The organism is Burkholderia territorii (assembly GCF_902833055.1).
Lineage (GTDB): Bacteria > Pseudomonadota > Gammaproteobacteria > Burkholderiales > Burkholderiaceae > Burkholderia > Burkholderia territorii.
Genome location: NZ_CADFEJ010000009.1, coordinates 157164 through 180644, shown reverse-complemented (window position 1 = coordinate 180644; position 23481 = coordinate 157164). Strand labels below are relative to the sequence as shown.

Annotated in this window: 22 protein-coding genes; 8 read left to right on the top strand and 14 right to left on the bottom strand. The window is 69.0% G+C overall.

The window, feature by feature from the left end; genetic code table 11:
* The first annotated feature begins 24 nt into the window (after nt 1–24).
* The 4 genes from HW466_RS18055 (at nt 25) to HW466_RS18040 (ending at nt 4266) form a co-directional block, all read left to right on the top strand.
* Nucleotides 25–777 carry a fimbrial biogenesis chaperone gene (locus HW466_RS18055; protein WP_059504561.1) on the top strand — a complete coding sequence of 251 codons (753 nt, stop codon included), beginning with the start codon at nt 25–27 and terminating at the stop codon, nt 775–777.
* Between the two features lie 25 nt (nt 778–802).
* A complete protein-coding gene (locus HW466_RS18050; RefSeq protein ID WP_230944340.1) occupies nt 803–3097 on the top strand; it encodes a fimbria/pilus outer membrane usher protein in 2295 nt (764 codons plus the stop codon).
* The gene (locus HW466_RS18045) at nt 3094–3606 is read left to right on the top strand and encodes a Csu type fimbrial protein (protein ID WP_081053670.1); all 513 of its coding nucleotides are present in this window, start codon (nt 3094–3096) and stop codon (nt 3604–3606) included. The genes HW466_RS18050 and HW466_RS18045 overlap by 4 nt, the downstream gene beginning before the upstream one ends.
* 192 nt (nt 3607–3798) lie before the next feature.
* Nucleotides 3799–4266 carry a hypothetical protein gene (locus HW466_RS18040; RefSeq protein WP_151006127.1) on the top strand — a complete coding sequence of 156 codons (468 nt, stop codon included), beginning with the start codon at nt 3799–3801 and terminating at the stop codon, nt 4264–4266.
* A gap of 42 nt (nt 4267–4308) precedes the next feature.
* On the opposite strand, the gene HW466_RS18035 is transcribed toward HW466_RS18040, so the two are convergent.
* From HW466_RS18035 to flgB, 13 genes are all read right to left on the bottom strand, one after another.
* Nucleotides 4309–5616 carry a solute carrier family 23 protein gene (locus HW466_RS18035; protein ID WP_059448507.1) on the bottom strand — a complete coding sequence of 436 codons (1308 nt, stop codon included), beginning with the start codon at nt 5614–5616 and terminating at the stop codon, nt 4309–4311.
* Between the two features lie 240 nt (nt 5617–5856).
* Entirely contained in the window at nt 5857–7095 is a 1239-nt protein-coding gene (gene flgL / locus HW466_RS18030; RefSeq protein ID WP_059504555.1) for a flagellar hook-associated protein FlgL, read from the bottom strand.
* A gap of 23 nt (nt 7096–7118) precedes the next feature.
* A complete protein-coding gene (gene flgK / locus HW466_RS18025) occupies nt 7119–9101 on the bottom strand; it encodes a flagellar hook-associated protein FlgK (RefSeq protein WP_059504552.1) in 1983 nt (660 codons plus the stop codon).
* Between the two features lie 193 nt (nt 9102–9294).
* Nucleotides 9295–10050, bottom strand: coding sequence for a flagellar brake protein (locus tag HW466_RS18020; protein ID WP_059504551.1), 756 nt, complete (start codon nt 10048–10050; stop codon nt 9295–9297).
* A 230-nt stretch (nt 10051–10280) separates the two neighbouring features.
* Complete coding sequence (gene flgJ / locus HW466_RS18015) at nt 10281–11279, bottom strand: flagellar assembly peptidoglycan hydrolase FlgJ (RefSeq protein WP_059504549.1); 999 nt, start codon at nt 11277–11279, stop codon at nt 10281–10283.
* Complete coding sequence (locus tag HW466_RS18010; protein ID WP_060347115.1) at nt 11280–12479, bottom strand: flagellar basal body P-ring protein FlgI; 1200 nt, start codon at nt 12477–12479, stop codon at nt 11280–11282.
* A gap of 5 nt (nt 12480–12484) precedes the next feature.
* Entirely contained in the window at nt 12485–13174 is a 690-nt protein-coding gene (gene flgH, locus HW466_RS18005; RefSeq protein WP_060347105.1) for a flagellar basal body L-ring protein FlgH, read from the bottom strand.
* Between the two features lie 21 nt (nt 13175–13195).
* Nucleotides 13196–13984 carry a flagellar basal-body rod protein FlgG gene (flgG, locus tag HW466_RS18000; RefSeq protein WP_014895799.1) on the bottom strand — a complete coding sequence of 263 codons (789 nt, stop codon included), beginning with the start codon at nt 13982–13984 and terminating at the stop codon, nt 13196–13198.
* Nucleotides 13985–14019: 35 nt separating this feature from the next.
* Nucleotides 14020–14778 carry a flagellar basal-body rod protein FlgF gene (gene flgF / locus HW466_RS17995; protein ID WP_059448501.1) on the bottom strand — a complete coding sequence of 253 codons (759 nt, stop codon included), beginning with the start codon at nt 14776–14778 and terminating at the stop codon, nt 14020–14022.
* 20 nt (nt 14779–14798) lie between these two features.
* Nucleotides 14799–16040: a flagellar hook protein FlgE gene (gene flgE, locus HW466_RS17990; protein ID WP_059771818.1), complete on the bottom strand. Its 1242-nt coding sequence runs from the start codon at nt 16038–16040 to the stop codon at nt 14799–14801.
* Nucleotides 16041–16068: 28 nt separating this feature from the next.
* Entirely contained in the window at nt 16069–16815 is a 747-nt protein-coding gene (flgD, locus tag HW466_RS17985) for a flagellar hook assembly protein FlgD (protein ID WP_059448499.1), read from the bottom strand.
* A gap of 65 nt (nt 16816–16880) precedes the next feature.
* Nucleotides 16881–17306, bottom strand: a complete 426-nt coding sequence (gene flgC / locus HW466_RS17980) for a flagellar basal body rod protein FlgC (RefSeq protein WP_059448498.1) — start codon at nt 17304–17306, stop codon at nt 16881–16883.
* A 36-nt stretch (nt 17307–17342) separates the two neighbouring features.
* The gene (flgB, locus tag HW466_RS17975; RefSeq protein ID WP_059448497.1) at nt 17343–17831 is read right to left on the bottom strand and encodes a flagellar basal body rod protein FlgB; all 489 of its coding nucleotides are present in this window, start codon (nt 17829–17831) and stop codon (nt 17343–17345) included.
* A gap of 205 nt (nt 17832–18036) precedes the next feature.
* Here flgB and flgA point away from each other — a divergent pair, with 205 nt between their 5' ends.
* From flgA to HW466_RS17960, 3 genes are all read left to right on the top strand, one after another.
* A complete protein-coding gene (flgA, locus tag HW466_RS17970; protein WP_176316091.1) occupies nt 18037–19278 on the top strand; it encodes a flagellar basal body P-ring formation chaperone FlgA in 1242 nt (413 codons plus the stop codon).
* A gap of 118 nt (nt 19279–19396) precedes the next feature.
* Nucleotides 19397–19729: a flagellar biosynthesis anti-sigma factor FlgM gene (gene flgM, locus HW466_RS17965; RefSeq protein ID WP_059448495.1), complete on the top strand. Its 333-nt coding sequence runs from the start codon at nt 19397–19399 to the stop codon at nt 19727–19729.
* An 83-nt stretch (nt 19730–19812) separates the two neighbouring features.
* Nucleotides 19813–20253: a flagella synthesis protein FlgN gene (locus HW466_RS17960; RefSeq protein WP_151006331.1), complete on the top strand. Its 441-nt coding sequence runs from the start codon at nt 19813–19815 to the stop codon at nt 20251–20253.
* 114 nt (nt 20254–20367) lie between these two features.
* Here the strand turns inward: HW466_RS17960 and HW466_RS17955 are convergent, their stop codons facing one another.
* The gene (locus tag HW466_RS17955) at nt 20368–22218 is read right to left on the bottom strand and encodes a M24 family metallopeptidase (RefSeq protein ID WP_151006332.1); all 1851 of its coding nucleotides are present in this window, start codon (nt 22216–22218) and stop codon (nt 20368–20370) included.
* Nucleotides 22219–22663: 445 nt separating this feature from the next.
* On the opposite strand from HW466_RS17955, the gene HW466_RS17950 reads away from it, so the two are divergent.
* The gene (locus HW466_RS17950) at nt 22664–23470 is read left to right on the top strand and encodes a helix-turn-helix domain-containing protein (protein ID WP_060130635.1); all 807 of its coding nucleotides are present in this window, start codon (nt 22664–22666) and stop codon (nt 23468–23470) included.
* Nucleotides 23471–23481: the final 11 nt, after the last annotated feature.

The following is a 23481-nucleotide window of genomic DNA, read 5'->3' as shown; positions in this document are numbered from 1 at the left end:
GAATCTCCTGGAGGTGGATCCGTGATGAAACCGAACGTGTGCAAACTCGCGACCTGGATCGCGGCCGTGACGCTCGCCGCCGCATGCGCCGACAGCCAGGCCACCGACTTCACCGTGTCTCCCGTTCGCGTCGAACTCTCCGCCGCGCAACGCAGCGTCGCGCTCACGGTGAAGAACGAGTCGCCCGACCAGCCCGTCGTCGTGCAGCTGCGCACGGCGGCGTGGTCGCAGAACGCGGGCGACGACGTCTATGCGTCAACCGGCGACCTGATCGCCGCGCCGCCCATTTTCACGATCGCGCCCGGCAGTTCGCAGGTCGTGCGCATCGGCCTGCGGCACGCGCCGGGCGGGGATCGGGAAACCAGCTATCGGCTCTATCTGCAGGAGATTCCGCCCGCGCCGAAGCCGGGCTTCGCCGGCGTGCAGATCGCGCTGGAAATGAGCCTGCCGATCTTCGTCAAGCCGGCCGCCGACACCGCCCCGCGGCTGCGCTGGAGCGCGGAGCCGCGAGCCGGGAACACCGGGCTGCTCGCGCTGCGCGTGACGAACGACGGCACCGCGCACGCGCAGGTGGCGAACCTTGCGCTGCTCGCGCCGGGCAGCGATCGCCCCGTCGCCACGCATGCGGAATTCGCGTACGTGTTGCCGGGCCAGTCCCGCGAACTGATGTTCAAGCCCGGCGCCGGAGCGGCGCCGGCCGCGGCTTCCGGAATGCACCTGGTCGGCTACTCCGATGCGGGCGATATCGATTCGACGGTCGCGCCGAACGCGCGTTGACGCGGCGCTGCTGATCGCGATTCTCATGAGCGCGCAGACCACCCTCGCGGAAGAGCGACTTGTCGCGGCACCGGCCGCGCAAGCGTCGCATGGCATGGCGGGCGGCCCGGCCGAGCTGCTGTACCAGGTCGACATCAACCGCCAGGGGCTCGACGAAACCGCGTTGCTGATCAAGGCGGCCGACGGCGAGTTCTACGTGTCGGCCGACGACCTGAAGCGCTGGCGACTCAGGCAGCCGGACGTCGCGCCGCTGGCCGGCAGCGACGCGCCGTTCTATCCGCTGAAGGCGATCGCGGGGCTCACGTATTCCGTCGACGAGCAGAGCCTGACGATGGCGATCAACGTCCCCGCGCAGGCGTTCGTCGGCGCGACCTTCGACGAGGCCGACCGGCACCGCGCGCCCGCGGTCGAGCCGGGCATCGGCGGCTTCTTCAACTACGATCTGCTCGCCGAGCAGGCCGCCGGGCAGACGCACGGCGCCGGGCTGTTCGAGCTCGGGTTCTTCAACCGATTCGGCGTCGGCGTCGGCACGTTCCTCGCGGACGAATCGGGCCCGGCCCGGCGCCTGACGCGCCTCGAAACCACGTGGACGACCGATCGTCCCGGCCACCTCGCCAGCCTGCGCATCGGGGACGCGATCAGCCGTCCCGGCACGTGGGGCCGCGCGATCCGCTTCGGCGGCATCCAGTACGCGACCAACTTCGCGACGCAGCCAGGACTCGTCACGATTCCGCTGCAGGGCGTGAGCGGCCAGGCCGTGCTGCCTTCGACGGTCGACGTCTACGTCAACAACGCGCTGACGTCGACGCGCGAGGTCGCGCCCGGTCCGTTCGCGATCAACAACGTGCCGGTGGTGACCGGCCAGGGCGACGTGCGGGTCGTCGTGCGCGACGTCATGGGCCGCGAGCAGGTGATCACCCAGTCGTTCTATGCGAGCGCGAACCTGCTCAAGCAGGGCATGCAGGATTACTCGTACGAGATCGGCAAGGAGCGGCGCGATTTCGGCCTGGCGAGCAACGACTACGGGCGCTGGTTCGCCAGTGCGACGCACCGGATCGGTCTCACCGACCGGTTCACCGGCGAGATCCACGCGGAAGCCGAAGGGTCGCGGCAGAACCTCGGCGTCGGCGGCGTGGTGCTGGCCGGGCCGCTCGGCGTCGTCAACGCGTCCGCGGCGGCGAGCCGCAGCGCCGGCGGCCCGGGTGCGCTGGCGACGATCGGCGCCGAGAGCCAGGCCGGCCTCGTCGAAATCGGCGCACACGCGCAATGGGCGAGCCCGCATTTCGCGCAGATCGGGCTCGAGCCGGGCACGCTCGCGCCCAAGCTGCTGACGAGCGTCAACGTCGGCGTCGGGATGGGCCGCTTCGGCTCGCTCGGGCTCGCGCACGTATTCCTCGACAATCGCGACGGCTACAAGACCCAGTTGCTGTCGCTCAGCTACAGTGCGCAGCTGGGGCGCTTCGGCTTCGCCAACATCAGCGTCAGCAAGCCGTTGAGCGGCTCGGGCGCGACGATCGTCGGCGTCGCATGGACGATCCCGGTCGACAACCGGACGAGCGCATCCGTCACGCTGACACGCCAGCAAAGCGGTACCGAAATGCTCGCGCAACTGCAGCGCAGCCTGCCGGTCGGCGAAGGATTCGGCTATTCGCTGCAGGCCGGCAACGACACGCAGGATGCCAGCGCGACGCTGCAGACACGCACCGGCACCTACAGCGTCGAGGCCGCTTCGTATCGCGGCCGCGCCGGCGTGCGCGCCAACGCGGCGGGCGGCATCGCGTTCGTCGACGGCACCGCGCGCCTGTCGCGGCAGATCACGGACAGCTTCGCGCTGGTCAAGGTGCCGGGTTTCGCCAACGTCGGCATCCTCGCGGACAACCAGCTCGTCGCGCGCACCGACGCGGGCGGCGTCGCGCTGCTGCCGCGGCTGCGCGCGTATGAAAGCAACCCGATCTCGATCGAGCAGGCCGACCTGCCGTTCGACGCGACGATCGGCACGCTGAAGCTCGACGCGGTGCCCTACTTCCGCAGCGGCATGGCGCTGGTGTTCCCGATCACGCGCTCGCGCGGCGCGGTGCTGACGCTCGATCTCGAGAACGGCACGCACCTGCCCGCCGGCGCGACCGTCACGATCGACGGGCAAAAGGACGCATTTCCCGTCGGCCGCGACGGCGTCGTCTACGTGACCGGACTGTCGGAGCAGAACCACCTGCATGCGGCATGGCGCGACCGGCAGTGCGACGTGACCGTGCGCTTTCCCGCCGGCGACGACCCGCTGCCGGACCTGGGCACCCATCTTTGCAAGGGAGTCACACCATGAGACATCGCAAGCATGCCGGGCGGCTGGTCCGGCTCGCACGCTCTCACGCGGCGGCCGCGGCCGCGGCGCTCGCGGCCGGTGCCGTCGTGCTGCTCGCATTGCCCGCGCGCGCGGCGACGACCTGCACGATGAATGCGCCGTCGTCGATGGCATTCGGCACGTACGACACGATCAACGCCGCCACTTCCGCCGTCACGATCTCCGTCAACTGCACCGGCAGCGGCAACGCGACGCCGACGATCACCGCGAGCGCGGGCGGCGGTACCTTCGCGAACCGCCTGATGACGCGGACCGGCGCCACGCAGACGCTCGGCTACAACCTGTATCTCGACAGCGCGCACACGTCGATCTGGGGCGACGGCACGAGCGGCACGTCGGCGATTTCGTGGGGCAAGATCACGGGCGCCGGCGCCTTCAACGCTACCGTGTACGGGCTGATCCGCGGCGGCCAGAACGTCGTGCCGGGCAGTTATGCGGACCACAACATCACGATCCTGTTCACTTACTAGGCGTGCTGGCGGCGCATGCGTTGCGCATGCCGTCATCGATCGCCATCACGGACTCGGACAACGGGGGCAGACATGAATCGAACCGAGACAGCGGGCGCCGCCGCATCGCAGTGCGCCCGACGCGCATGGACCTGCACGCGGCCTCTCGCGCCTCAGCGGGCCGGCGGTCGCACACGCGCGCGGGTTGCGGCAATGGCCGCGCTATCGATCGCGCTGCTCGGCGCCGTGCCCGGCCATAGCGACGCGAAGCAGGCCAGCCGGTCGGTGCAGGTCGGCGCGACGGTCCAGGCGTATGCGCGGCTCAACGCGACCAATCCGGCGAAGCTCGTGATCGCGAACAAGGACACCAGCATCGGCTACCTCGCCGTGCCGAACACCAGCAACCCGTCCGGGACGACGCTCGCGATCCAGACCAACGACCGCGCCGGGTACACGGTACGCGTGCAGGTCGCGGCCGCCAGTCAGTCGCAGTTCAGTTCGATCGAGATCAGCGGCTTCGGCGGCAAGGTCGTGCTCCCGGGCACGGGCGGAACGATATCCGTGCCCTATACGGCGCTGAACACGACGTTCGCGCTGACCTACCGGTTCGTGTTCGCGCCGAAGGCGAAGGACGGGACCTTTGCATGGCCGCTCACGTTCTCGGTGCAGCCGAACCCGTGACGCGCGGCACGCCGGCGCCCGCGGCCCCGATCCCGCCGCGGCTCACACCACCGGCCCCGGTTCCTTTTCCTTGCGCAGGATCGCGTACAGGATGATCGCGCCGAACGTCGCGGTGCCGATCCCGCCGAGCCCGAAGCCGCCGAACTTCAGCGAGAAGTCGCCGGCGCCGAGCACCAGCGTGACGGCCGCGACGATCAGGTTGCGGTTGTCGGAGAAGTCGACCTTGTTGACGACCCAGATCCGGGCGCCCGTCACCGCGATCAGCCCGAACACGACGATCGACACGCCGCCGAGCACCGGGCCCGGAATCGTCTGGATCACCGCGCCGAACTTCGGCGAGAAGCCCAGCCCGATCGCGATCAGCGCGGCGACCGCGAACACGAGCGTCGAATAGATCCGCGTGACGGCCATCACGCCGATGTTCTCCGCGTAGGTCGTCACGCCCGTGCCGCCGACGCTGCCCGACACGATCGTCGCCAGCCCGTCGCCGATGAACGCGCGACCGACGTAGCGGTCGAGGTTGGTGCCCGTCATCGCGCTCACCGCCTTGATGTGGCCGAGGTTCTCCGCGACCAGGATCACCGCGATCGGCGCGAGCATCAGCATCGCGTGCGGATCGAACACCGGCGCCCGGAAGCTCGGCACCCCGAACCATGCGGCATGCGCGACGATCGAGAAATCGACCGGCTTGCCGAGGCCCAGCCCGTTGGTGGCGATCGCATAGATCACGTAGGCGATCACCAGCCCGACGAGGATCAGCAGGCGCTGCATCATCCCGCGCGCGAACACCGCGACGCCGCCGACGCACAGCACCGTGACGAGCGCCATCACCGAGTCGAAGGTCGACGCCGACACGCCCTTGACCGCGATCGGCGCCAGGTTCAGCCCGATCACCGCGACCACCGCGCCGGTGACGACGGGCGGCATCAGCGTCTCGATCCAGCGCGTGCCGATCGCCTGCACGAGCGCGCCGAGCGCGACGTACACCACACCGCACGCGATGATCCCGCCGAGCGCGACGGGGATGTTCGGGTTCGGCCCGCTGCCGCCGTAGCCCGTGACCGCGATCACGAGGCCGATGAACGCGAAGCTCGAGCCGAGGTAGCTCGGCACGCGGCCGCCGACCAGCACGAAGAACAGCAGCGTGCCGATGCCCGACATGAAGATGCACAGGTTCGGATCGAAGCCCATCAGCAGCGGCGCGAGCACGGTCGAGCCGAACATCGCGACGACGTGCTGCACGCCCATCGCGACCATCTGCGGCCACGGCAGGCGCTCGTCGGGGCCGACCACGCGCGCGGCGGCGCCGGTCGGCTGCACCCGCCAGCGCGGGAAGTAGGAATCGGACATGGGGAAAAGGGCTCCTGTCGAACGCCGGCTGCGGACGGTGCGCCGGTCTGGAATCTGGCGCGAGTTTACGGAGCGGAAATGGGGCTGGCAAGCGCGAACCGCCGGAGGCGGCGGGGCGGCGGTCGTGCACGCCGGGCGCGGTGCCGGACGGCACGATCGCGCCGATGAAGGCCGGCCGCGGTCGGCCCACGCCCGCCTCGATGTAAGCGTGCGCTCACATCGAGGCGGGCACCATGGCCATCACGGATTGATGTACTGGAACAGCGACATGTTCTGCAGTTGCGCGTAGGCCTTCTGCGCGCCGCTCAGCGCGTTCTGCACCTGCAGGTACTGGCTGATGGTCGTCACCATGTTGGTGCCGGTCAGGTCCGACAGGTTGCTGGTCGTCTGCAGCGCCGCGGTCTGGTTCACGGCCTGCATCGCCTTGACCTCCTGCTCGCGGCCGCCGACCGATGCCAGCACCGTCGTGACGTTGCGCATCGAGTTGTTGATCTTCGTCGCGGCCGTGCCCATCGCGTTCGACAGCGCGGCAATCGCCGTCGCGTTGCCGGTGACGGGCGTCTTCAATGCCGTGATCATCGAATCGAGCGTCGAGAACACGTCGACCCCGCTCGCCTGCGGTGCGGGCGTGACCGAAAACGTATCGTTGACGGCCGGCGTGCCCGACACGGCCACCTTCATCCCGCTGCCGAGCGCGATCGCGGTGCCCGACGTGTAGGCCTGCGCGGGCGTGGTCGTCGGCGGCGACGCCGTGTTGTCGGTCACCGTGTAGGTCGGCGCGGCCGCCGTGCCGCCGAAGGTGATCGTGAACTGATGGCCGTTCGTCGCGGCCGACGGGTCCGTCACCGTGACGTTGCCGATAGTGGCGGTGCCCGTGTTGCTCGCGCCGGCCGCCTGGACCGGCGAGCTGCCGAGCGACTGCACCGACATGAATACCGAGAGGCCCGAGTCGCCCTGCGGCACGCTGCGCGAATCGTCGATCTGCACGGTGCGCGTGCCCGTATCGCCGACGTAGCTGATGCCGCCGGCCGCGTTCTTCGTGAACGGCGCCGCCGCGTTCTTGTAGCCGGCGAACAGGTAGTTGCCGGCGCCGTCCGTCGAGTTCGCGAGCGACAGCAACTGGTCGCGATAGCCCTCGAGCTGCGTCGCGAGCGCCGCGCGGTCGCTGTCGGCGAGCGAACCGTCGCCGGCGCGCACGATCACCGACTGGATGTTGCCGAGCACCGTGCTGACGTTCTGCAACGCCTGGTCCTCCGCCCCCAGCGACGCGAGCGCCGTGCTCTGGTTGGCCGCGTACTGCGACAGCGTGGCCGAGGTCATCGACAACTGCACGGCCTGCGCCGCGCCCACCGGGTTGTCGGCCGGCGTCGTGAGGCTCACGCCGCTCGAGATCTGCTGGTAGAGCTGCGCGAGCTGGGCCTGCTGATCGTTCATCTGGCCGACGTTCAGCTGGTAGAACTGGGTCGTGGAAATCCGCATCGTTTCTATCCTCTCGAATCCGGTCAGCTGAACAGGCCCAGCACGGTCTGGAACAGCGAAGACGCCGTCTGGATCACTTTCGCGTTCGCCTGGTAGAGCTGCTGATACTGCATCAGGTTCGCGGCTTCCTCGTTCTGGTTCACGCCCGACACCGACTGCTGCGCGGACGTGATCTGGCCGACCAGCGCCGTCTGCGCGGTGCTCGACGACTTGAGCTGGCTCGCGGTGTTGCCGATGTTGTTCACGTAGTTCGCATACGCGCCGGTGAGCGTCGTCGTGCCGCCGCCGAGCGTCTTCGCGTTGACGAGCTGCGACAGCGCGAGCGCGTTGCTGCCGTCGCTCGTGCCGCCCGCATAAGGCCCGATCGTGAACGAATCGCCGTCCGACGGCGTGCCCGACAGCGTGACGGTCACGCCGTTCAGCGCACCGGCGGCCGTGCCCGACATCGTCATCGCCGCACCGGTCGACGGGTCGTACGGCACGGAATCGGTCGGATTGCTGATCGTCACCGAAGTCGGCGGCGTGCCCGGGATCGTCACCGTGGTGCCGACCGGGAAGCCCGACAGCGATTTCGTCGCCGCGTCGTAGGTCAGCTTGGTGGTCGGCACCTGGTAGCCGGCGCTCACCCCGCTCAGCGCGATCTTGCCGGTGCCGATATTGGTGCTCGACGCCGACGTGATGGCCGGCGACGCGGCCGCGATCGCCGAGCCGCTCGTCGTCGCGAGGCCGAAACCCGTCAATGCGCCGCGCGTGGGCAGCACGGTGAACTGGTCGCCGGCATTCATCGCGCCGGACGAGAACGAGAAGTTCAGCCCGCCGAGCGAAAGCGGCATCGGCCCGGCCTTCTGGTCGACCACCGTGCCGCTCGCGCGGTCGGTCAGCGTGTAGTTGGTGCCGTCGTACGACAGCGTGTAGTCGCTCGTCGTCGGCTGCGACGGGTTCGCGAACGACACGGAAAGCGACGCGTTGCCGGTATTGCCCTGGTTCGAATAAACGGACGGCGCCGCGACCGTGAACAGGTTGCCGCCCGGCTTGCCCGACAGGTCGATGCCGAGCGCGTTCTGCGCGTTGACCTGCGCGGCAAAGCTGGCCGCGACCGCGCCGAGCTGCGCCTGCGCGGGGTCGAGCGTCTGGCTGCGGAACGCGAGCAGGCCGCCGAGCGTGCCGCCCGACAGCGACGCATCGGGCAGCGCCTGGTTCGGGCCCTGCGGATTCGCGCCGGCGATGCCCTGCGACACGATGGTGAGTTCGCTCGGGTCGGACGGCGACGTGACGGCCGCGAGCTGATAGCTCTTGTCGGCGAGCACGAGCGGCTGGCCGCCCGCGAGAAACACGCTGTAGCCGCTGTCGTTGCGCACCACCTGCACGCCGGCAAGGCTCGACAGGTTCGACACCGCGAGGTCGCGCTGGTCCATCAGCTGGTTCGGCGGTTGCCCCTGGCTGCTCGCCGCCGAGATCTGCTGGTTCAGTTGCGCGATCTGCGCGGTGTACGTGTTGATCTGCGACACCGTGCTGGTGAGCTGCGTATTCACGCTCTGGCGCAGTGCATCGTATTGCTGGCCGGCCGCGTTGAGCTGGTTCGCGAGAATCTGCGCGTTGCTGATCGCCGTCTGCCGCACCGACGGGTCGGCGGCGCTGTTCGCCACGTTCTGCAAGCCGGTGAAATAGCCGGTGATCGCCGTCGAGATCCCGGCCGTCGGATTGCCGACGTAGTTGTTCAGCTGCGCGACGAGCGAATACCACGTCGACAATGCGCCGCCCTGCGACTGCGCGCTGTTCAGCTGGTCGCTCAGGTACTGGCTGTACTGCCGCTGCACCGTGACGGTGTTCACGCCCTGCGGCATGTAGCCGCTCGACGTGTACTGGCCGCTCGCCTCCGCATAGACGGGGCGTTCGACCGAATAGCCGGGCGTCGCGGCGTTGCTGATGTTCTGACCGGTCGTCGTGAGGCCCCAGAGCGCGGCATTGAGGCCGCTGACACCGAGGTTCATGAGTGTGTTGGACATGCGCGATCCTGATGAGCCGGCCGCGCTGCGGCCGCCGGGTTGCGTGACTCCCGGTATAACGGCCGCGGATCGGAAAAATTGAGGGAAAAATGCGCGGGCGACGCACGCGTGCGCGCCGTGCGTCGAGCGCGCCGGCGAACGCTGCCGGCGCCGGTGCGAAAGCGGCCCCGGACGGGGCCGCGACAGCGATGCGTCAGGCCCGCGCGAGCGAGCGGCGCTTCATCTCGAGCTGCGTGATCAGGCGCTGCAGCGTGTTCTCCGCGCTGCCCGGCAGCGACATGAAGCGAAAGCCGAGCTGGTAGCGCCGCGAGCCGTTCGGCATCTGGGTCGAGCGCTGCGACACGAGCCGCAGGTCGAGCGACAGCTTGCCGTGGCCGGTCAGTTCGAGCTCGACCTCCGGCAGCAGCGTGCCGACCTCGAGCGCCTCGACGCGCTCGTCGGCCGTGCGCAGCCCGACGCCGCCGAGCGACAGGTTGTGCACCTCGAACACGAAGCCCTCGCCGTCCGGCAGCTTGCCGCGGCAAAGGAACGGATCGACGATCGGCGCATCGACACGGAAATACTCGCGGCGCTGGATGCACATGAGCACGTCGGGGAAGTCGGCGACGAACGCCGGCAGCCCCTCGTAGCGCGTCTCGCGCGGCGTGCTCGTCGTGAATTCGACGCGCACGCCTTCGGGCGCCGCCGCGAACGTGCAATGCGATGCGCCGAGAATGCCGGCGTTCTGCTCGGAGAGCGCGCCCCAGTCGAACGTGAACGTGCGCGCGCCGACGTCGACCTCGAGCAGGCGCGTGACGAGCTGGCCGCCCGGGTACTGGACGGTCAGGAAGTCGCCGCGGTTCACGAGGTTGCGCAGCTGCACACCGATCTCCAGCGGATTACGGCGGGCGTAGTCAGGCCCGGAATGGCCCGCATCCAGGCTCGGATCGGTCGACGTTTCGATATTCATGGCTAGCCGGTTTTCTTTTCATGGGCGCCCGGGCGACCGGTGCGCAGTAAAACCGGGCCAGAACATGGCCCGGTTGCAGGTCTCACACACTTAGCGGCAGTGCTCACCGAAAGTTTAGATCGAATTGCCGGTTTTTTTCGCGCAAACGTTGAAACCGCGCGCGGCGGGTGCCGGGCGCGGTCCGTAAGATTGCAAAAAGGCTGCTGGGGAGCGGCTGCGGCCGCTGCCCGTCAGCCGATCTGCTGCATGATCGAGATCAGCTTCTTCGCGTAATTCGGGTCGGTTGCGTAACCGGCTTTCTGCATCCCGTGCGCAAAGCCTTCGACGCTGCGGCTCGCGCTCAGCACGCCCGCGTAGCGCGGGTTGTTCTTCAGCAGGTTCGCATAGTCGGTCATCGCGTGCTCGTACGAATCGTACGCGCGGAACTTCGCGACGACGCGACGCGGCGTGCCGTTCACGTATTCGGTCGTCAGCGCCGACACCGTGCGGCCCGTCCAGCCCTTGTTCGCCTTGATGCCGAACACGTTGTAGCTGGTCGAGCCGTCGCTCGCGCGAATCTCGCGCTTGCCCCAGCCCGATTCGAGCGCGGCCTGGCCGACGATGAAGCGCGCCGGGATGCCGGTCGTCGCGCTCGCCGCCTGGGCCGGGCCGGCGAGGCGGTCGACGAACGCGTCGGCGTCCTGCACGCCGCTCGCGCCCTTGAGCGGCGGCGTCAGCGCGCTGCCGGCCGAGTAGCCGCGCGCGCCGGCGAGCCCGCCGTTGTTCGACGCGTTCGCGTACGCCCGCGCCATCGCGTTCATCGCGGCGAGGCTGCCTTCGTTGCCCGACGTGCCCGAGCCGGCCGCACCGAGGCCGCCGAGGCCGAGCCCGGCCGCGCCGGCATCGGCCGCCGGATCGGTGCCCGCGCCCTGCCCCGCGTTGCGCAGCAACTGCTTCATCAGCGCGTCGGCCACGCCGATTCCGCGCTTCGACATCTGCTGCGCGAGCTGCTGGTCGAGCATCGACGTGTACATCTTCGACGTGTGCGAATCGAGCAGCCCGCCGTCGGGCGTCGCGTCGCGCATGCTTTTGAGCATCATCTCGGTGAACATCGCGTCGAACTGGCCCGCGACCGCCTTCGCGCCGGCCTGCGGCGACTGCTTCGCCTGCGCGCGCAGCGCGTCGAAGCCCTGCACGTCGAGCGCGAAGCGCTGCGTGAGGTCGTTTGCGTTGGGGAGGTTCGCTGCCATTTAGATGATCTCCAGATCGGCGCGCAGCGCGCCGGCCGCCTTCATCGCCTGCAGGATCGACATCAGGTCCGCCGGCGTCGCGCCGAGCGTGTTCAGCGCCTTCACGACGTCGGCGAGGTTCGCGCCGGCCGTCACCATCTTCAATGCGCCGTTGTCCTGCTTCAGCTGGATCTGCGACTGCTGCGCGACCACCGTCTGCCCGTTCGAGAACGGCCCCGGCTGCGATACCACCGGCTGCGTGTTGACGACCACCGACAGGTTGCCGTGCGCGACCGCGCAGCTTTGCAGCGTGACCATCTGGTTCATCACGATCGAGCCGGTGCGCGCGTTCAGGATCACCTTCGCGGCGGCCTTGTCCGGGCTCACGTCGAGGTTCTGCAGGCGCGCCATGAACGCGACCTGCTGCGCGGAATCGGCCGGCGCGGCGAGCTGGATCGTGCGGCCGTCGAGCGCCGTCGCAGTGCCCGGGCCGAAGCTCGAATTGACCGCGGACACGATCCGCTGCGCGGTGCCGTAGTCCATGTCGTTCAGCTGCAGCTGCAGCACGCCGTTCATCTGCGCGATCGCATTCGGCACCGAGCGTTCGACGATCGCGCCGCCGACGATCCGGCCGGCCGCGAGCTGGTTCACCTGCACGCGGCTGCCGTTCGCGCTCGCGCCCGCGCCGCCGACCGCCATGTTGCCCTGCGCGAGCGCATACACCTGGCCGTCCGCGCCCTTGAGCGGCGTGAGCAGCAGCGTGCCGCCGCGCAGGCTCTTCGCGTTGCCGAGCGACGAAACGGTGACGTCGAGCGCCTCGCCCGGCCGCGCGAACGGGGGCAGCGTGGCGGTCACCATCACGGCCGCGACGTTCTTCAGCTGCATGTTGTTCAGCGACGACGTGCCGCCGTTGGCCGAACCGTTGTTGATCGAGATGCCGAGGTTCGCGAGCATGTTCGCGAGCGTCTGCGTCGTAAACGGCGTCTGCATCGTCTGGTCGCCCGTGCCGTCGAGGCCGACGACGAGGCCATAGCCGATCAGCGGGTTGTCGCGCACGCCCTGGATCTGCGCGAGGTCCTTCAGGCGCTCCGCGTGCGCGGGTGCCGCGCCGAGCGCGCAGGCCGCCGCCACGAGCACGGCAGCGAGCCGCACGACGGCAGGCACGCGCGACACGCGGAACGACATACGGGACGACAGGCGATGGAAAAGAGGCTGCTGCATCGTCGTCACCACGGTGCGATGTTGAGGAAGAAGCGCTGCAGCCAGCCCATCGTCTCGGCTTCGTTGATGTAGCCCTTCGCCGAGTATTCGATGCGCGCGTCGGCCACCTGCGTCGAGTAGACCGAGTTCGCGCCCGAGATCGTGTTCGGGTTGACGACCCCGGAGAAGCGCACGAACTCGTTGCCCTGGTTGATCAGCATCTGCTTCTCGCCGCTGACGACGAGGTTGCCGTTCGGCAGCACGTTGGTGACGGTCACCGTGATCGTGCCGTTGAACGTGTTCGCCGCGCTGGCGCCGCCGGTCGCCGCGAACTTGTTGTTGCCGGCCGCCGACAGGTTCGCCTTCGCGAACAGCCCGCCGAGGAAGCCGGCCGTCGGCACGCTGAAGTCGGTGTTGCCCTGCCGGTTGGTGTTCGCCCCCGACGACTTGGTCGCGTTGATGTTCTCCGCGATCACGATCGTCAGGATGTCGCCGATGTTGCGCGGCCGCTGATCCTCGAACAGCGGCCGGCCCGCGTAGCCCGGGTTGTAGATGGAGCCGGGCGCCTGCATCGACATCGGCATCGGCGGCTGCGCCGTCATCGGCTGCTGGATGATCGGGTCGCGCGGAATCTGCGCGCAACCGGCGAGCGCGGCCACCGCGACCGCGCACGCGGCGCGGACGGAGGCTGACGGGAGGAGGCGAACCTGCTTCATGGCGACGACGGGACTTTCCGGTTAGCTCTTCATCTGCGTGACGGTCTGCAGCATCTGGTCGGACGTCGTCACGGCCTTGCTGTTGATCTCGTACGCGCGCTGCGTCTGAATCATGTTGACGAGCTCCTGCACGACGTTCACGTTCGACGCCTCGACATAGCCCTGGTTGAGCACGCCCGCGCCGTTCAGGCCCGGCTGCGACACGTTCGGCGCACCCGACGACGTGGTCTCGGCGAACAGGTTCTCGCCCTTCGCCTCGAGGCCGGCCGGGTTGATGAAGGTCGCGATCTGCAGCGAGCCGATCTGCACCGCGTTGCTCGAGCCCGGCTGCGTGACCGACACGACGCCGTCCTTGCCGATCGTCAGCGACTGCGCGTTCTGCGGCACGGTGATCGCCGGCAGGATCTGGTAGCCGCTCGACGTGACGAGCTGGCCCTGCGCGTTGGTCTGGAACGAGCCGTCGCGCGTATACGCGTTCGTGCCGTCCGGCATCAGCACCTGGAAGAAGCCCGCGCCGTTGATCGCGACGTCCTTCGAGTTGCCGGTCTGCGTGAGGCCGCCCTGCGTGTACAGGCGCTCGGTCGCGACCTGCTGCACGCCGGTGCCGAGCTGCAGGCCCGACGGCAGTTCGGTCTGCTGCGTCGAGTTCGCGCCCGGCTGGCGGATCGTCTGGTACAGCAGATCCTCGAACACCGCGCGCGACGCCTTGAAGCCGTTCGTGCTGGTGTTCGCGAGGTTGTTCGAGATCACGTCCATCTGCGCCTGCTGCGCATTCATGCCGGTGGCGGCGATGTAGAGCGATCGGTTCATGTTGAATCTTCTCCTGGTAGCTACGGCCGTGCCGCTCAGCTGAAGTTGAGCAGCTGGTTCGCCGACTGCTCGTTCTGGTCGGCCGTCTGGATCAGCTTCGACTGCAGCTGGAACGCCCGTGCGTTGTCGATCATCGCGACCATCGCGGTCACCGGGTTCACGTTGCTGCCTTCGAGCGAATTCGGCGTGACGACCACGTTCGGGTCGGCGTCGGCCGGATTGCCGTCGGCGGTGCGGAACAGCCCGTCGTTGCCGCGCGTGAGCGTGGCCGGGTCGGGGTTCACGAGCTTCATCTGGTCGACGATCGCGACCGCCGTCGGCGGATCGCCCGGCATCAGCGCGGACACCGTGCCGTCCTTGCCGATCGTGACTTCCGCGTTCGGCGGCACCGAGATCGGGCCGCCGTTGCCGATCACCGGCAGGTTGCTCGCGTTGACGAGCTGGCCGTTTTCGTCGACGTGCAGGTTGCCCGCGCGCGTGTATGCCTCGCCGCCGTCGGCGGTCTGCACCGACAGCCAGCCGGCGCCCTGCACCGCGACGTCGAGCGGGTTGCCGGTGCGCGTGATCGGGCCCGGCGCGTAATCCGCGCCGGGCGTCGACGCGAGCACGTAGGTGCGCGTCGTCGACGGGTCGATGTTGCTGCCGTCGCCGAAATTCATCGGCACCGCGCGATAGGTCGCGAGCTGCGCGCGAAAACCCGTCGTCGACGCGTTCGCGAGGTTGTTCGCGACGATCGCCTGCTGGTCGAGCGACTGCGACGCGCCCGTCATCGCCGTGTAGATCAGTCGGTCCATGGCTGCCGGTTATCCGCGCATTACAGGTTGATCAGCGTCTGGTCGACGGTCTGCTGCGTCTTGATCGTCTGCGCGTTCGCCTGGTAGTTGCGCTGCGCGGTGATCAGGTTGACGAGCTGCGACGTCAGGTCGACGTTCGAGTTCTCGAGCGCGCTGCCCTGCAGCGAACCATGGTTCGTGCTGCCCGGCGCCGAAATCTGCGGCACGCCCGACGCGGACGATTCGGCGTACTGGTTGCCGCCGAGATTGACGAGGCCGTTCGGGTTGTTGAAGTTCGCGAGCACGATCTGGCCGAGCACCGCCGTCTGGCCGTTCGAGTAGTTGCCGGTCAGCTTGCCGTCGGCGCCGATCGAGAAGGTCGTCAGCGTGCCGCTCGCATAGCCGTCCTGCGCGAGGTTGTTCACGCCGTCCTTGCCGCCGTACTGCGTGGTGCCGGTCAGGTCGAGCGTGAGCTGCTGCGGCGTCGCCGAGCCGTCGGTGTTCGGGACGGTGAACTGGAACTGGCCGAGCGATGCGGTCGGCGTGGCCGGCGTGCCCGTCGTCGTGCTCTGGATCGCGCCGGACGAGTTGAACGTGACCGTGCCGAGATCCGTCGTGGCGCCGCCCTGCACGCCCGCGTAGGCTTCCCACGTGCCGGCCGCCGACTTCACGAAGTACATGTTGACCGCCTGCGAGCCGCCGAGCGAGTCGTACACCTGGATCGACGTCGAGTAGTTGTACGTCGTCGTGTCGGTCGCGCTGAACGGCGTCTTGGTCGGCACCGTGTCCTGCGAGTTCAGGTTGAACTGGCCGGTGATCCTGGTCGTCGCGGTCGGCGCGATATTGGTGGTCGGCGCCTGCAGCGGCACGGTCTGCGCGGTGTTGATCACGCCGCCCGAGCTCGCCGCGTAACCCATCAGGTTGCGACCTTGCGAGTCGACGATGAAGCCGTTCTTGTCGCGCTGGAACGTGCCGTCGCGCGAGTACGTCGTCACGCCGTTGTTCGACATCTGGAAGAAGCCGTTGCCGTTGATCGCGACGTCGAGCGACGAGTTCGTCGTGTTGATCGTGCCCTGGCCGAACTGCTGCTGCACCGATGCGAGCGACGTGCCGATCCCGATCTGCGTGTTGACCGACGTCGCGACCGAGTTCGCGTACATGTCGGAGAACTGCGCGGTGCTCGACTTGAAGCCGACCGTGTTCGCGTTCGCGATGTTGTTGCCGATCACGTCGAGCGCGTTCGATGCGCCGGCGAGGCCGCTCAGACCCTGTTGATAACCCATTTCGGTCTCCGTTTTCGAGAAAGCTGGATCAGTTGGTGGTGGTCGTGCCGCCGGACGACGACGACGCGGTGTTCGGGAAGATCGACGCGACCTGGGTCAAGCCCACCGTCGTGCCGTTCGACAGCACGAGCCCCGCCGTGCCGTCGGCCTGCTTGATCACGCTCTGCACCGTCGCGGCCGCGAGCACGGTCGGCGTATACGTCTTGCCGTCGCTGCCCGTGTACTGCGCGCTCACGGTGTAGGTGCCGTCCGGCAGCGTGTTGCCGGCCGCATCCGTCGGCGTCCAGTTGAACGGCACCGTGCCGGCCGACTGCTTGCCCGCGTTGATCGTGTTGACGACCGCACCCGACTTGTCCTTCACGGTGATCGTCAGGTTCGACACGTCGTTCGCGAGCGACACGCCGAACGGCGACGCCGCGCCGCTCTTCACGCCGACGCTGTTGCCCGGCGCGAGCACGTTGGTGCCGATCAGCAGCGCGGCCTGCGTCTGCTGGCCGGCCGCGAGCTGCGTCGACAGCGACGTGAGCGACGTGTTCAGCTGCGCGATGCCGCTCACCGTGTTGATCTGCGCGAGCTGCGACGTCATCTGCGAGCTGTCGACCGGGCTCGTCGGATCCTGGTTCTGCAGCTGCGTGACGAGCAGCTTCAGGAACGTCGCCTGCAGGTCGCTCGCCGACGTGCCGGTGCTCGACACGTTGTTGGTGTTCATCGTGTCGGTCGGCAGGGTCGACACGTTGGTGCCGTTGCTGCCGATCGTCGTGCTGGAGGAAGTCATCCTGGGTGGCCTTGTGTCGGAACTGTCGGGTCTGTCTCGGTGTGGAAGTGCGATCGGCGCGCGGCTTACGTGCCGATCGTCAGCGTCTTGAGCATCAGCGTCTTCGCGGTGTTCAGCGTTTCGACGTTGGCCTGGTACGAGCGCGACGCCGAGATCATGTTCACCATCTCCTGCACCGGATCGACGTTCGGCATCTGCACGTAGCCGTTCGCGTCGGCGGCCGGGTTCGCGGGGTCGTAGGTCGACTTCATCGGCGACGGATCGTCGACCACCTTCGTCACGCGCACGCCGCCCACGCCCTGGCCGGACGCGGTGCGCGCGCCGCCGATCGGGTCGGTCGCGAACACGACCTGCTTGGCCTTGTACGGCTTGCCGTCGGGGCCGGTCGCGCTGTCGGCGTTCGCGAGGTTCGACGCGGTGACGTTCAGGCGCTGCGATTGCGCGGACAGCGCCGAACCGGCGACGCCGAAGATGTTCATCAACGAGGGCATGGAGGCTCCTTGTTCGGGTTCGGAAGCGGCGCGCGCTTACGAGTTCGTCGAGATCGCGGCGATCATCGCCTTGATCTGCTGGGTCATCACGGTCATCCCGGTTTCGTAGTGCAGCGCGTTGTTCGCGAACTGCACGCGCTCGACGTCGAGATCGACCGTGTTGCCGTCGAGCGACGGCTGCAGCGGCATCCGGTACTGCGCGCGACCGTAGTCGTCCGCCGGGCCGCCCGTCGGAATCAGCTTCGCGGTGCCGGCCATGTGGCCCGGCGCCGTCGACACCATCGTCATCCCGCTCGTCACGCCGGCCGGCTGCGCCATCGGCAGCTGTGCGGCGTTGCTCGGCGCGAGGCCGCCGCCCGTCTGCTTCAGCGAGCGCGCGAGGGTCGACGCGAAATCGACGTCGCGGGCCTGGTAGCCGGGCGTGTCGGCGTTCGCGATGTTCGACGACAGCAGTTCCTGCCGATAGGCGCGCACGTCGAGCGCCTGTCGGCCGAACGCGAATTCGGCATCGAGTTTGTCCAGCATGTGTGCGTCTCTCCGTATGAAGCGCTGCACGCCCGTTGCGCCGGATGGCGGCCCAAGGGGCTTTTTTCCATGACAGCGATGGTAGGCGCCGCCCGCAACCGGCAATCGGACGAATAACGCGGCAAAGGCCCCCTCTATTCATCGTTTGCGCGACGGCCCGCGTCCCTAGAATGCGAATCGGATCAACGGCTTCGAGGACACGGCGATGACACGCGCATTTCGCGGAAACGACGGACGCGGCACGCGCATCGCGCGTGCATGCGCGCTCGCCGCGGCGCTGTGGCTCGCGGTGCCGCTCGCGCACGCGGACGACGGGATGATCGTGATTCCGGGACGCGGCGAGACGGCCGAGACCGCGCTCGCGCATGCGAACGCGGCGAGCGGCGGGCAGTTCGGCGCGAATGCGGGCACGGTTTCTTCGGCTTCGGCTTCGGCCTGGGCTTCGGGTACGGGAACGGCGACGACAGGCGGCGCCCGGGACGCAAGCGGCGGCGCCGGCATCAATGGCGCGGCCTCGGCCGGCTCGATGGTCGTGACGAGCGTTGCGCCGCCAGCCGCCGTGCCGGCACCGGCACCGGCACCGGCACCGGCATCGCGCCCGGTCTACGCCGCCGCGCGCGCGAACGCGGGCGATGGCGCGCGGCGCGCTGCCGAGCCGGGTGCCGTCGCGACCGTCGTCGCGGGCACGGCCGATGCCGCATCGAATCCGTCGCGATCGGCCATCGCCGCGCGCATGGCGGCGGCCCGCGCCGCTTCGGCCGCGCCCGCCGTTGCCGCCGCGCCGGCCCAGACCACCACCGCACCCCAGCCGGCGCCCCCGCCCGGCCAGCAGGATCCCGACACGATCCGGCGCACGGCCCTCGCATTCCTGCAGCAGCAGGTCGCGGGCCTGCCCGGCAAGACCACCGCGACGGTTGCCGCCGCATTTCCGCGCGGACTCGCCGCGTGCACGACGCTCGAGCCGTTCCTGCCGACCGGCGCGCGCCTGTGGGGCCGCACGACGGTCGGCGTGCGCTGCGCCGGCGCGCGGCCGTGGACGGTCTATCTGCAGGCGAAGGTCGCCGTGCAGGCCACTTATTACGTCGCCGCGCGGCAGATCGCCCCCGGCGAGCCGCTCACCGCGGCCGACCTGGTCGCGCGCGACGGCGACCTGACGGTGCTGCCGCTGGCGGTGATCACCGATCCCGCGCAGGCGGTCGGCGCGACCGCGCTGGCCCGGATCTCGGCCGGGCTGCCGCTGCGCCAGGACATGCTGAAGAGCGCCGCGTCGGTGTCGGCCGGCCAGACGGTCCGCGTCGTCGCGGCCGGGCCCGGCTTCACGATCTCGGCCGAGGGCAGCGCGCTCGCGAATGCGGCGCCTGGCCAGTCGGTGCGGGTCAGGATGGCGGCGGGCCAGATCGTCACGGCGATCGTCAAGGACGCCGGAACCGTGGAAATTCCGCTTTAGGGGCGGATCACGGCGAAAGAGTGTAAAGAATTGTTTATTCGGAGAATGTCGGGCTCACGATGCTAAAGTTCGGGCCGACCCGGCCGTTATCTGGGTCATACCGTACAGGAAACCCATCGTGAAGATCGATTCCACTCCGAACCCGAGCCCACTCGCGTCGACCGGCAACGGCGCGACCCGCGCGCAATCCGGCGCGGCTTCGTCGTCGTCCGCGCAGGCGGCCGACGCAGGATCGACCGGCGGCGACACGACCGTGAACCTGTCGGGTCTGTCCGGCCAGCTGCGTTCGCTGTCGGCCTCCGGCAGCGCCGACATCGACACGGCCCTCGTCCAGTCGATCAAGGACGCACTGAACAACGGCACGTTGACGATCGACGTGAACAAGATCGCCGACGGCGTACTGAATACCGCCCGCGACCTGCTGCAACAGCAGCGCTCGCAGGGCAACTGAGCCGGCCCGGGGCCCGTCACGCCCTGACCGGTCCCCTGGTTTGCCGGCATGCGCACGCGTGCCGGCGCGACGAGCATGACGCGATGAGAGAAGAGCTGCTGGCCACGGTCAACGACGAACACGCGACGGTCGAAGCGTTCGCGTCCCTGCTCGCCTACGAGGAAAAGGCGCTGACGACACCGGAGCCGCTCGAGATGCTGCCCGGCATCGTCGAAAGGAAAACCGAGCTGATCGACCGGCTCGCGCAGCTCGAGCGCACGCGCGACACGCAGCTGTCCGCGCTCGGCTTTCCGGCCGGCAAGAAAGGGATGGACCAGGCCGCCGAGCGCGATGCCCGCCTCGCCGGTCGCTGGCAGTTGCTGCTGCAGGCCGCCGAACGCGCGCGCCAGGCCAACGCGACCAACGGGATGCTGATCCGGATCCGGATGGACTTCAACGAGCGCGCGCTCGCGGTGCTGCGCTCGGCGCCCGCGCCGGCCGGTGTCTACGGCCCCGACGGGCGCGTGTCGGCGCTGATGCGCTGAGACCCCGACCGCTCCGGCTGCACCGACTCCACTGACGCCCCCGTCACGCCGGCGCAGCGACGCGCCGGCTGCGCATCGCGCGGCCCTGCCAAGGCCGCGCGCACCTTCCCCGTTTCAAAGCAGCGGACACGCGGTGACCTGCGTGCCGCGTTCCACGCAAAGCCGTTCGTAGTCGCGCAGGTACGCGCGCTCGTCGTCGTCCAGCATCTCGAGATCGATCAGGTCCCAGTCGTAGCCGACCGTGACGAGGTTCTCGAACGCCACGGTGTCGGACGCGTCGTCGTCCGCGCGCACGATCACGATGTTCTCGATCCGCACGCCGCCCTTGCCCGGCACGTAGATGCCCGGCTCGACCGAAATCACCGCGTTCGGCACCAGCCCGTACTTCGCGCCCGGCGCGAACCGCACACCGCCTTCGTGCACGTGGATGCCGACACCGTGCCCGGTGCCGTGGCCGAAATCGTAGCCGTGATCGCGGCACACCTGGCGCACCGTCGCATCGACGTCGCCGCCCGTCGCCGTCTTCGGAAAGCGCGTGACGAGCCCCTTGATGCACGCCTTCAGCGCGACCGTGTAGATCTCGCGCTGCCACGGCCTGGCGACCGTATCCGGCTGCGTGCGGCGCAGCACGACGCGCGTGCAGTCCGTCGCGAAACCGGCGTCGTAGTACGCGCCGCTGTCGAGCAGCACGAGTTCGCCTTCGGTCAGCTCGACGTCGGCGCTCGCCGCCGTGTAGTGCGCGAACGCGCTGTTCGCGCCGTTCGCCGCGATCGACGGGAACGTCAGCGCGACCGCCGAGCGGGCGCCGTATGCGTCGTTGATCGTGCGGGCCAGGTCGTACTCGGTATGGCGCTGCCCCGGCTCGCCGGCTTTCGCCCAGCGCATCGTTTCGGCGATCGCCGCCGAACTGCGCGCGAATGCGTCGCGGAACCGCTCGAGGACCGCCGGCGTCTTGGCGGCCCGCAGCGCCTCCACCGGGTTGAAATCGGCGTGGCGCGCGTGCGGCCACACGCGACGCACCGACTCGACGAGCGCGCAGTTGACCGATTCGAAGCCGTAGCACACGTGGTCGACCGCGAACCGCGCGAGGAAGCGCTCGAGTTCGGCGACGTCGCGCCGGATCACCTGCAGCGCCGGATACGACGTCACTTCGACCGGGCACCGGTCGCAACCCTCCGGCAGGAACAGCGCGACCTGCTCGCCGAGCGCGAACAGAAAGCCCAGGTGCGACGACGCATTCGGGATGTGATAGCCGCGGCTGTTCAGCAGATACGCGAGATCGTCGGACGCGCACGTGAAGAACGCGGTCTTGCCCGGCGCCGCGCCGGTGTGCCCGGCGAGTCGCCGGTTCAGCGCATCGACGTTGTGCGCGATGCTCGCGCCGGTCATCGCATCCGGCAGCTCGAAGATCGGCCGCTCGACCTCCCAGCCCGGCAGCGCGATCGCGCGGTCGATCTCGCGCTCGACGAAGCTCGTCCAGTCGAGCGACGCCGCCTGCGTGCGCTCGACCAGCCGGTCGCGCTGCGCGACGCTGATTCGCAGCGCGTCGTAGCCCACCCGCGCGAGCCGGCTCGCATGCGCGAGCAGCCAGTCGGCCAGCGCCTGCCAGATCGTCACGTTCATCCCGAGCTTCTCGATGCGCACGCGCGCCGGGTCGCATTGCTGTTCGGCCTGAAGGTGGTAGCGGCCGTCGACGAACAGCACGAACGGCGGCATGCCAAGCGCCTGCGCGGTTGCCGCGCTCAGGAAGATCCCGCAGCCGGCCGAGCCGTCGAAGCCCGACAGCGCGTAGCGCGGGTTGTTGCGGCGCGGCAGGTATTCGGTGATGTACTCGTCCTGCGACGTGACCACGACCGCGTCGAGCCGGGCGGCATCGAGCAGTCGCGACAGGCCGGCCTGCGTATCGGCGACGCACGCGTCGTACGGAGGAAGGCCGGAGAAGCTGTATTTCAGTCGATCGATCATCGGATACCCGTTATTGATTGTTGTAGGCGGCCGGCGGCGACACGCGCCGGCGCATGCGTGGCGCGACACACCGCCCGTGCGGGGACGCGCGGCGCGGAGCACAGCCGCGCGGCGGTGCCGTTCCATCGCCGGATTTTCGGGGAAATTTTTGTCTCACTTAACTTTGTTTGATGCGAGCGACAGAATCTAGAGCACGCTGAAATCGCGGTCAAGCCAAAATTTTCGTAGGGCTAAAATTTCCGACACCGCGCACGGCGGCGGCGCGGTCATGCGCGGCCGCGTCCGGCGCGCAACGTCCTCGCGCCGGCGTGCGCGGTACGCGCGGTACAATGCGCCGGCATCGTCGTCCCGACGGCCGTGCTTCGTGCGATTCGCGCAACGCCGCATCCCGGCGACGGCACCGCCCCTCTGCCCGCCTTGCGGCTCGTTGCCACGAAAGAGATTCATGGATTCAGACATCATGCGTATCGGCCAGCGCATTCGCCGCCTGCGCCGGGAAGCGAAGAAGACGCTGCTGGAAGTCGCGACCGAAGCAAACCTGTCGGTCGGGTTCCTGTCGCAGGTCGAGCGCCACCTCACCGGCATCTCGCTCTCGTCGCTCGTCAACGTCGCGAAGGCGCTGAACGTGCCGCTCGGCACGCTGATCGACCAGCCGCGCCAGGCGCAGCCCGACTCGCACGCGGGCCGCCGCGAGCCGTACGCCGTCGATGCCGCGTCGCAGTGGTACGAGCGGCTGTCCACCACCTTCGACGGCAGTCAGATCAACGCGCTCAAGGTCCGGATGATGGAGGGCTACCGTTCGGAATGGGTCGCGCACGGCGGCGACGAGTTCGTGTACGTGCTGACCGGACGGCTTTGCTACACGATCGGCAGGAAGGATTACCCGCTGTCCGCCGGCGACTCGCTGCACTTCGACGCAAGGAAACGCCACCGCGTCGCGAACGTCGGCGACGGGCCCGCCGAGATGATCGCGGTCGGCACGCTGCCGCTCTTCGACGACGACGATGCGGAGCTCGGATCCGCGGCAATGAAGATCAGGCTGCTCGCACGCGATGCCGGCGCAAGGCCGGGCGAGCCGCGCGTGAGCCGCCGCGAACCCGCGGCGAAACCCGAGCGCGACACGGATTCGAACGCGGCCGCGCCCGTCGACACGCCGGCCAAGCCGGCAACCGGGAAGCCGCGCGCCGCCACCGCCAAGCGAGCGGCTGCCGCCACGCCGCCTCGCCGCGCCACCGCCCGCACGAAGCAGTGACAGCCAGCTGC

Excerpts from the sequence above, each read along its gene's own strand:
- HW466_RS18055 (WP_059504561.1), top strand. The coding sequence starts at position 25 with ATGAAACCGAACGTGTGCAAACTCGCGACCTGGATCGCGGCCGTGACG.
- HW466_RS18050 (WP_230944340.1), top strand. The coding sequence starts at position 803 with ATGAGCGCGCAGACCACCCTCGCGGAAGAGCGACTTGTCGCGGCACCG.
- HW466_RS18045 (WP_081053670.1), top strand. The coding sequence starts at position 3,094 with ATGAGACATCGCAAGCATGCCGGGCGGCTGGTCCGGCTCGCACGCTCT.
- HW466_RS18040 (WP_151006127.1), top strand. The coding sequence starts at position 3,799 with ATGGCCGCGCTATCGATCGCGCTGCTCGGCGCCGTGCCCGGCCATAGC.
- HW466_RS18035 (WP_059448507.1), bottom strand. The coding sequence starts at position 5,616 with ATGTCCGATTCCTACTTCCCGCGCTGGCGGGTGCAGCCGACCGGCGCC.
- flgL (WP_059504555.1), bottom strand. The coding sequence starts at position 7,095 with ATGCGGATTTCCACGACCCAGTTCTACCAGCTGAACGTCGGCCAGATG.
- flgK (WP_059504552.1), bottom strand. The coding sequence starts at position 9,101 with ATGTCCAACACACTCATGAACCTCGGTGTCAGCGGCCTCAATGCCGCG.
- HW466_RS18020 (WP_059504551.1), bottom strand. The coding sequence starts at position 10,050 with ATGAATATCGAAACGTCGACCGATCCGAGCCTGGATGCGGGCCATTCC.
- flgJ (WP_059504549.1), bottom strand. The coding sequence starts at position 11,279 with ATGGCAGCGAACCTCCCCAACGCAAACGACCTCACGCAGCGCTTCGCG.
- HW466_RS18010 (WP_060347115.1), bottom strand. The coding sequence starts at position 12,479 with ATGCAGCAGCCTCTTTTCCATCGCCTGTCGTCCCGTATGTCGTTCCGC.
- flgH (WP_060347105.1), bottom strand. The coding sequence starts at position 13,174 with ATGAAGCAGGTTCGCCTCCTCCCGTCAGCCTCCGTCCGCGCCGCGTGC.
- flgG (WP_014895799.1), bottom strand. The coding sequence starts at position 13,984 with ATGAACCGATCGCTCTACATCGCCGCCACCGGCATGAATGCGCAGCAG.
- flgF (WP_059448501.1), bottom strand. The coding sequence starts at position 14,778 with ATGGACCGACTGATCTACACGGCGATGACGGGCGCGTCGCAGTCGCTC.
- flgE (WP_059771818.1), bottom strand. The coding sequence starts at position 16,040 with ATGGGTTATCAACAGGGTCTGAGCGGCCTCGCCGGCGCATCGAACGCG.
- flgD (WP_059448499.1), bottom strand. The coding sequence starts at position 16,815 with ATGACTTCCTCCAGCACGACGATCGGCAGCAACGGCACCAACGTGTCG.
- flgC (WP_059448498.1), bottom strand. The coding sequence starts at position 17,306 with ATGCCCTCGTTGATGAACATCTTCGGCGTCGCCGGTTCGGCGCTGTCC.
- flgB (WP_059448497.1), bottom strand. The coding sequence starts at position 17,831 with ATGCTGGACAAACTCGATGCCGAATTCGCGTTCGGCCGACAGGCGCTC.
- flgA (WP_176316091.1), top strand. The coding sequence starts at position 18,037 with ATGACACGCGCATTTCGCGGAAACGACGGACGCGGCACGCGCATCGCG.
- HW466_RS17960 (WP_151006331.1), top strand. The coding sequence starts at position 19,813 with ATGAGAGAAGAGCTGCTGGCCACGGTCAACGACGAACACGCGACGGTC.
- HW466_RS17955 (WP_151006332.1), bottom strand. The coding sequence starts at position 22,218 with ATGATCGATCGACTGAAATACAGCTTCTCCGGCCTTCCTCCGTACGAC.
- HW466_RS17950 (WP_060130635.1), top strand. The coding sequence starts at position 22,664 with ATGGATTCAGACATCATGCGTATCGGCCAGCGCATTCGCCGCCTGCGC.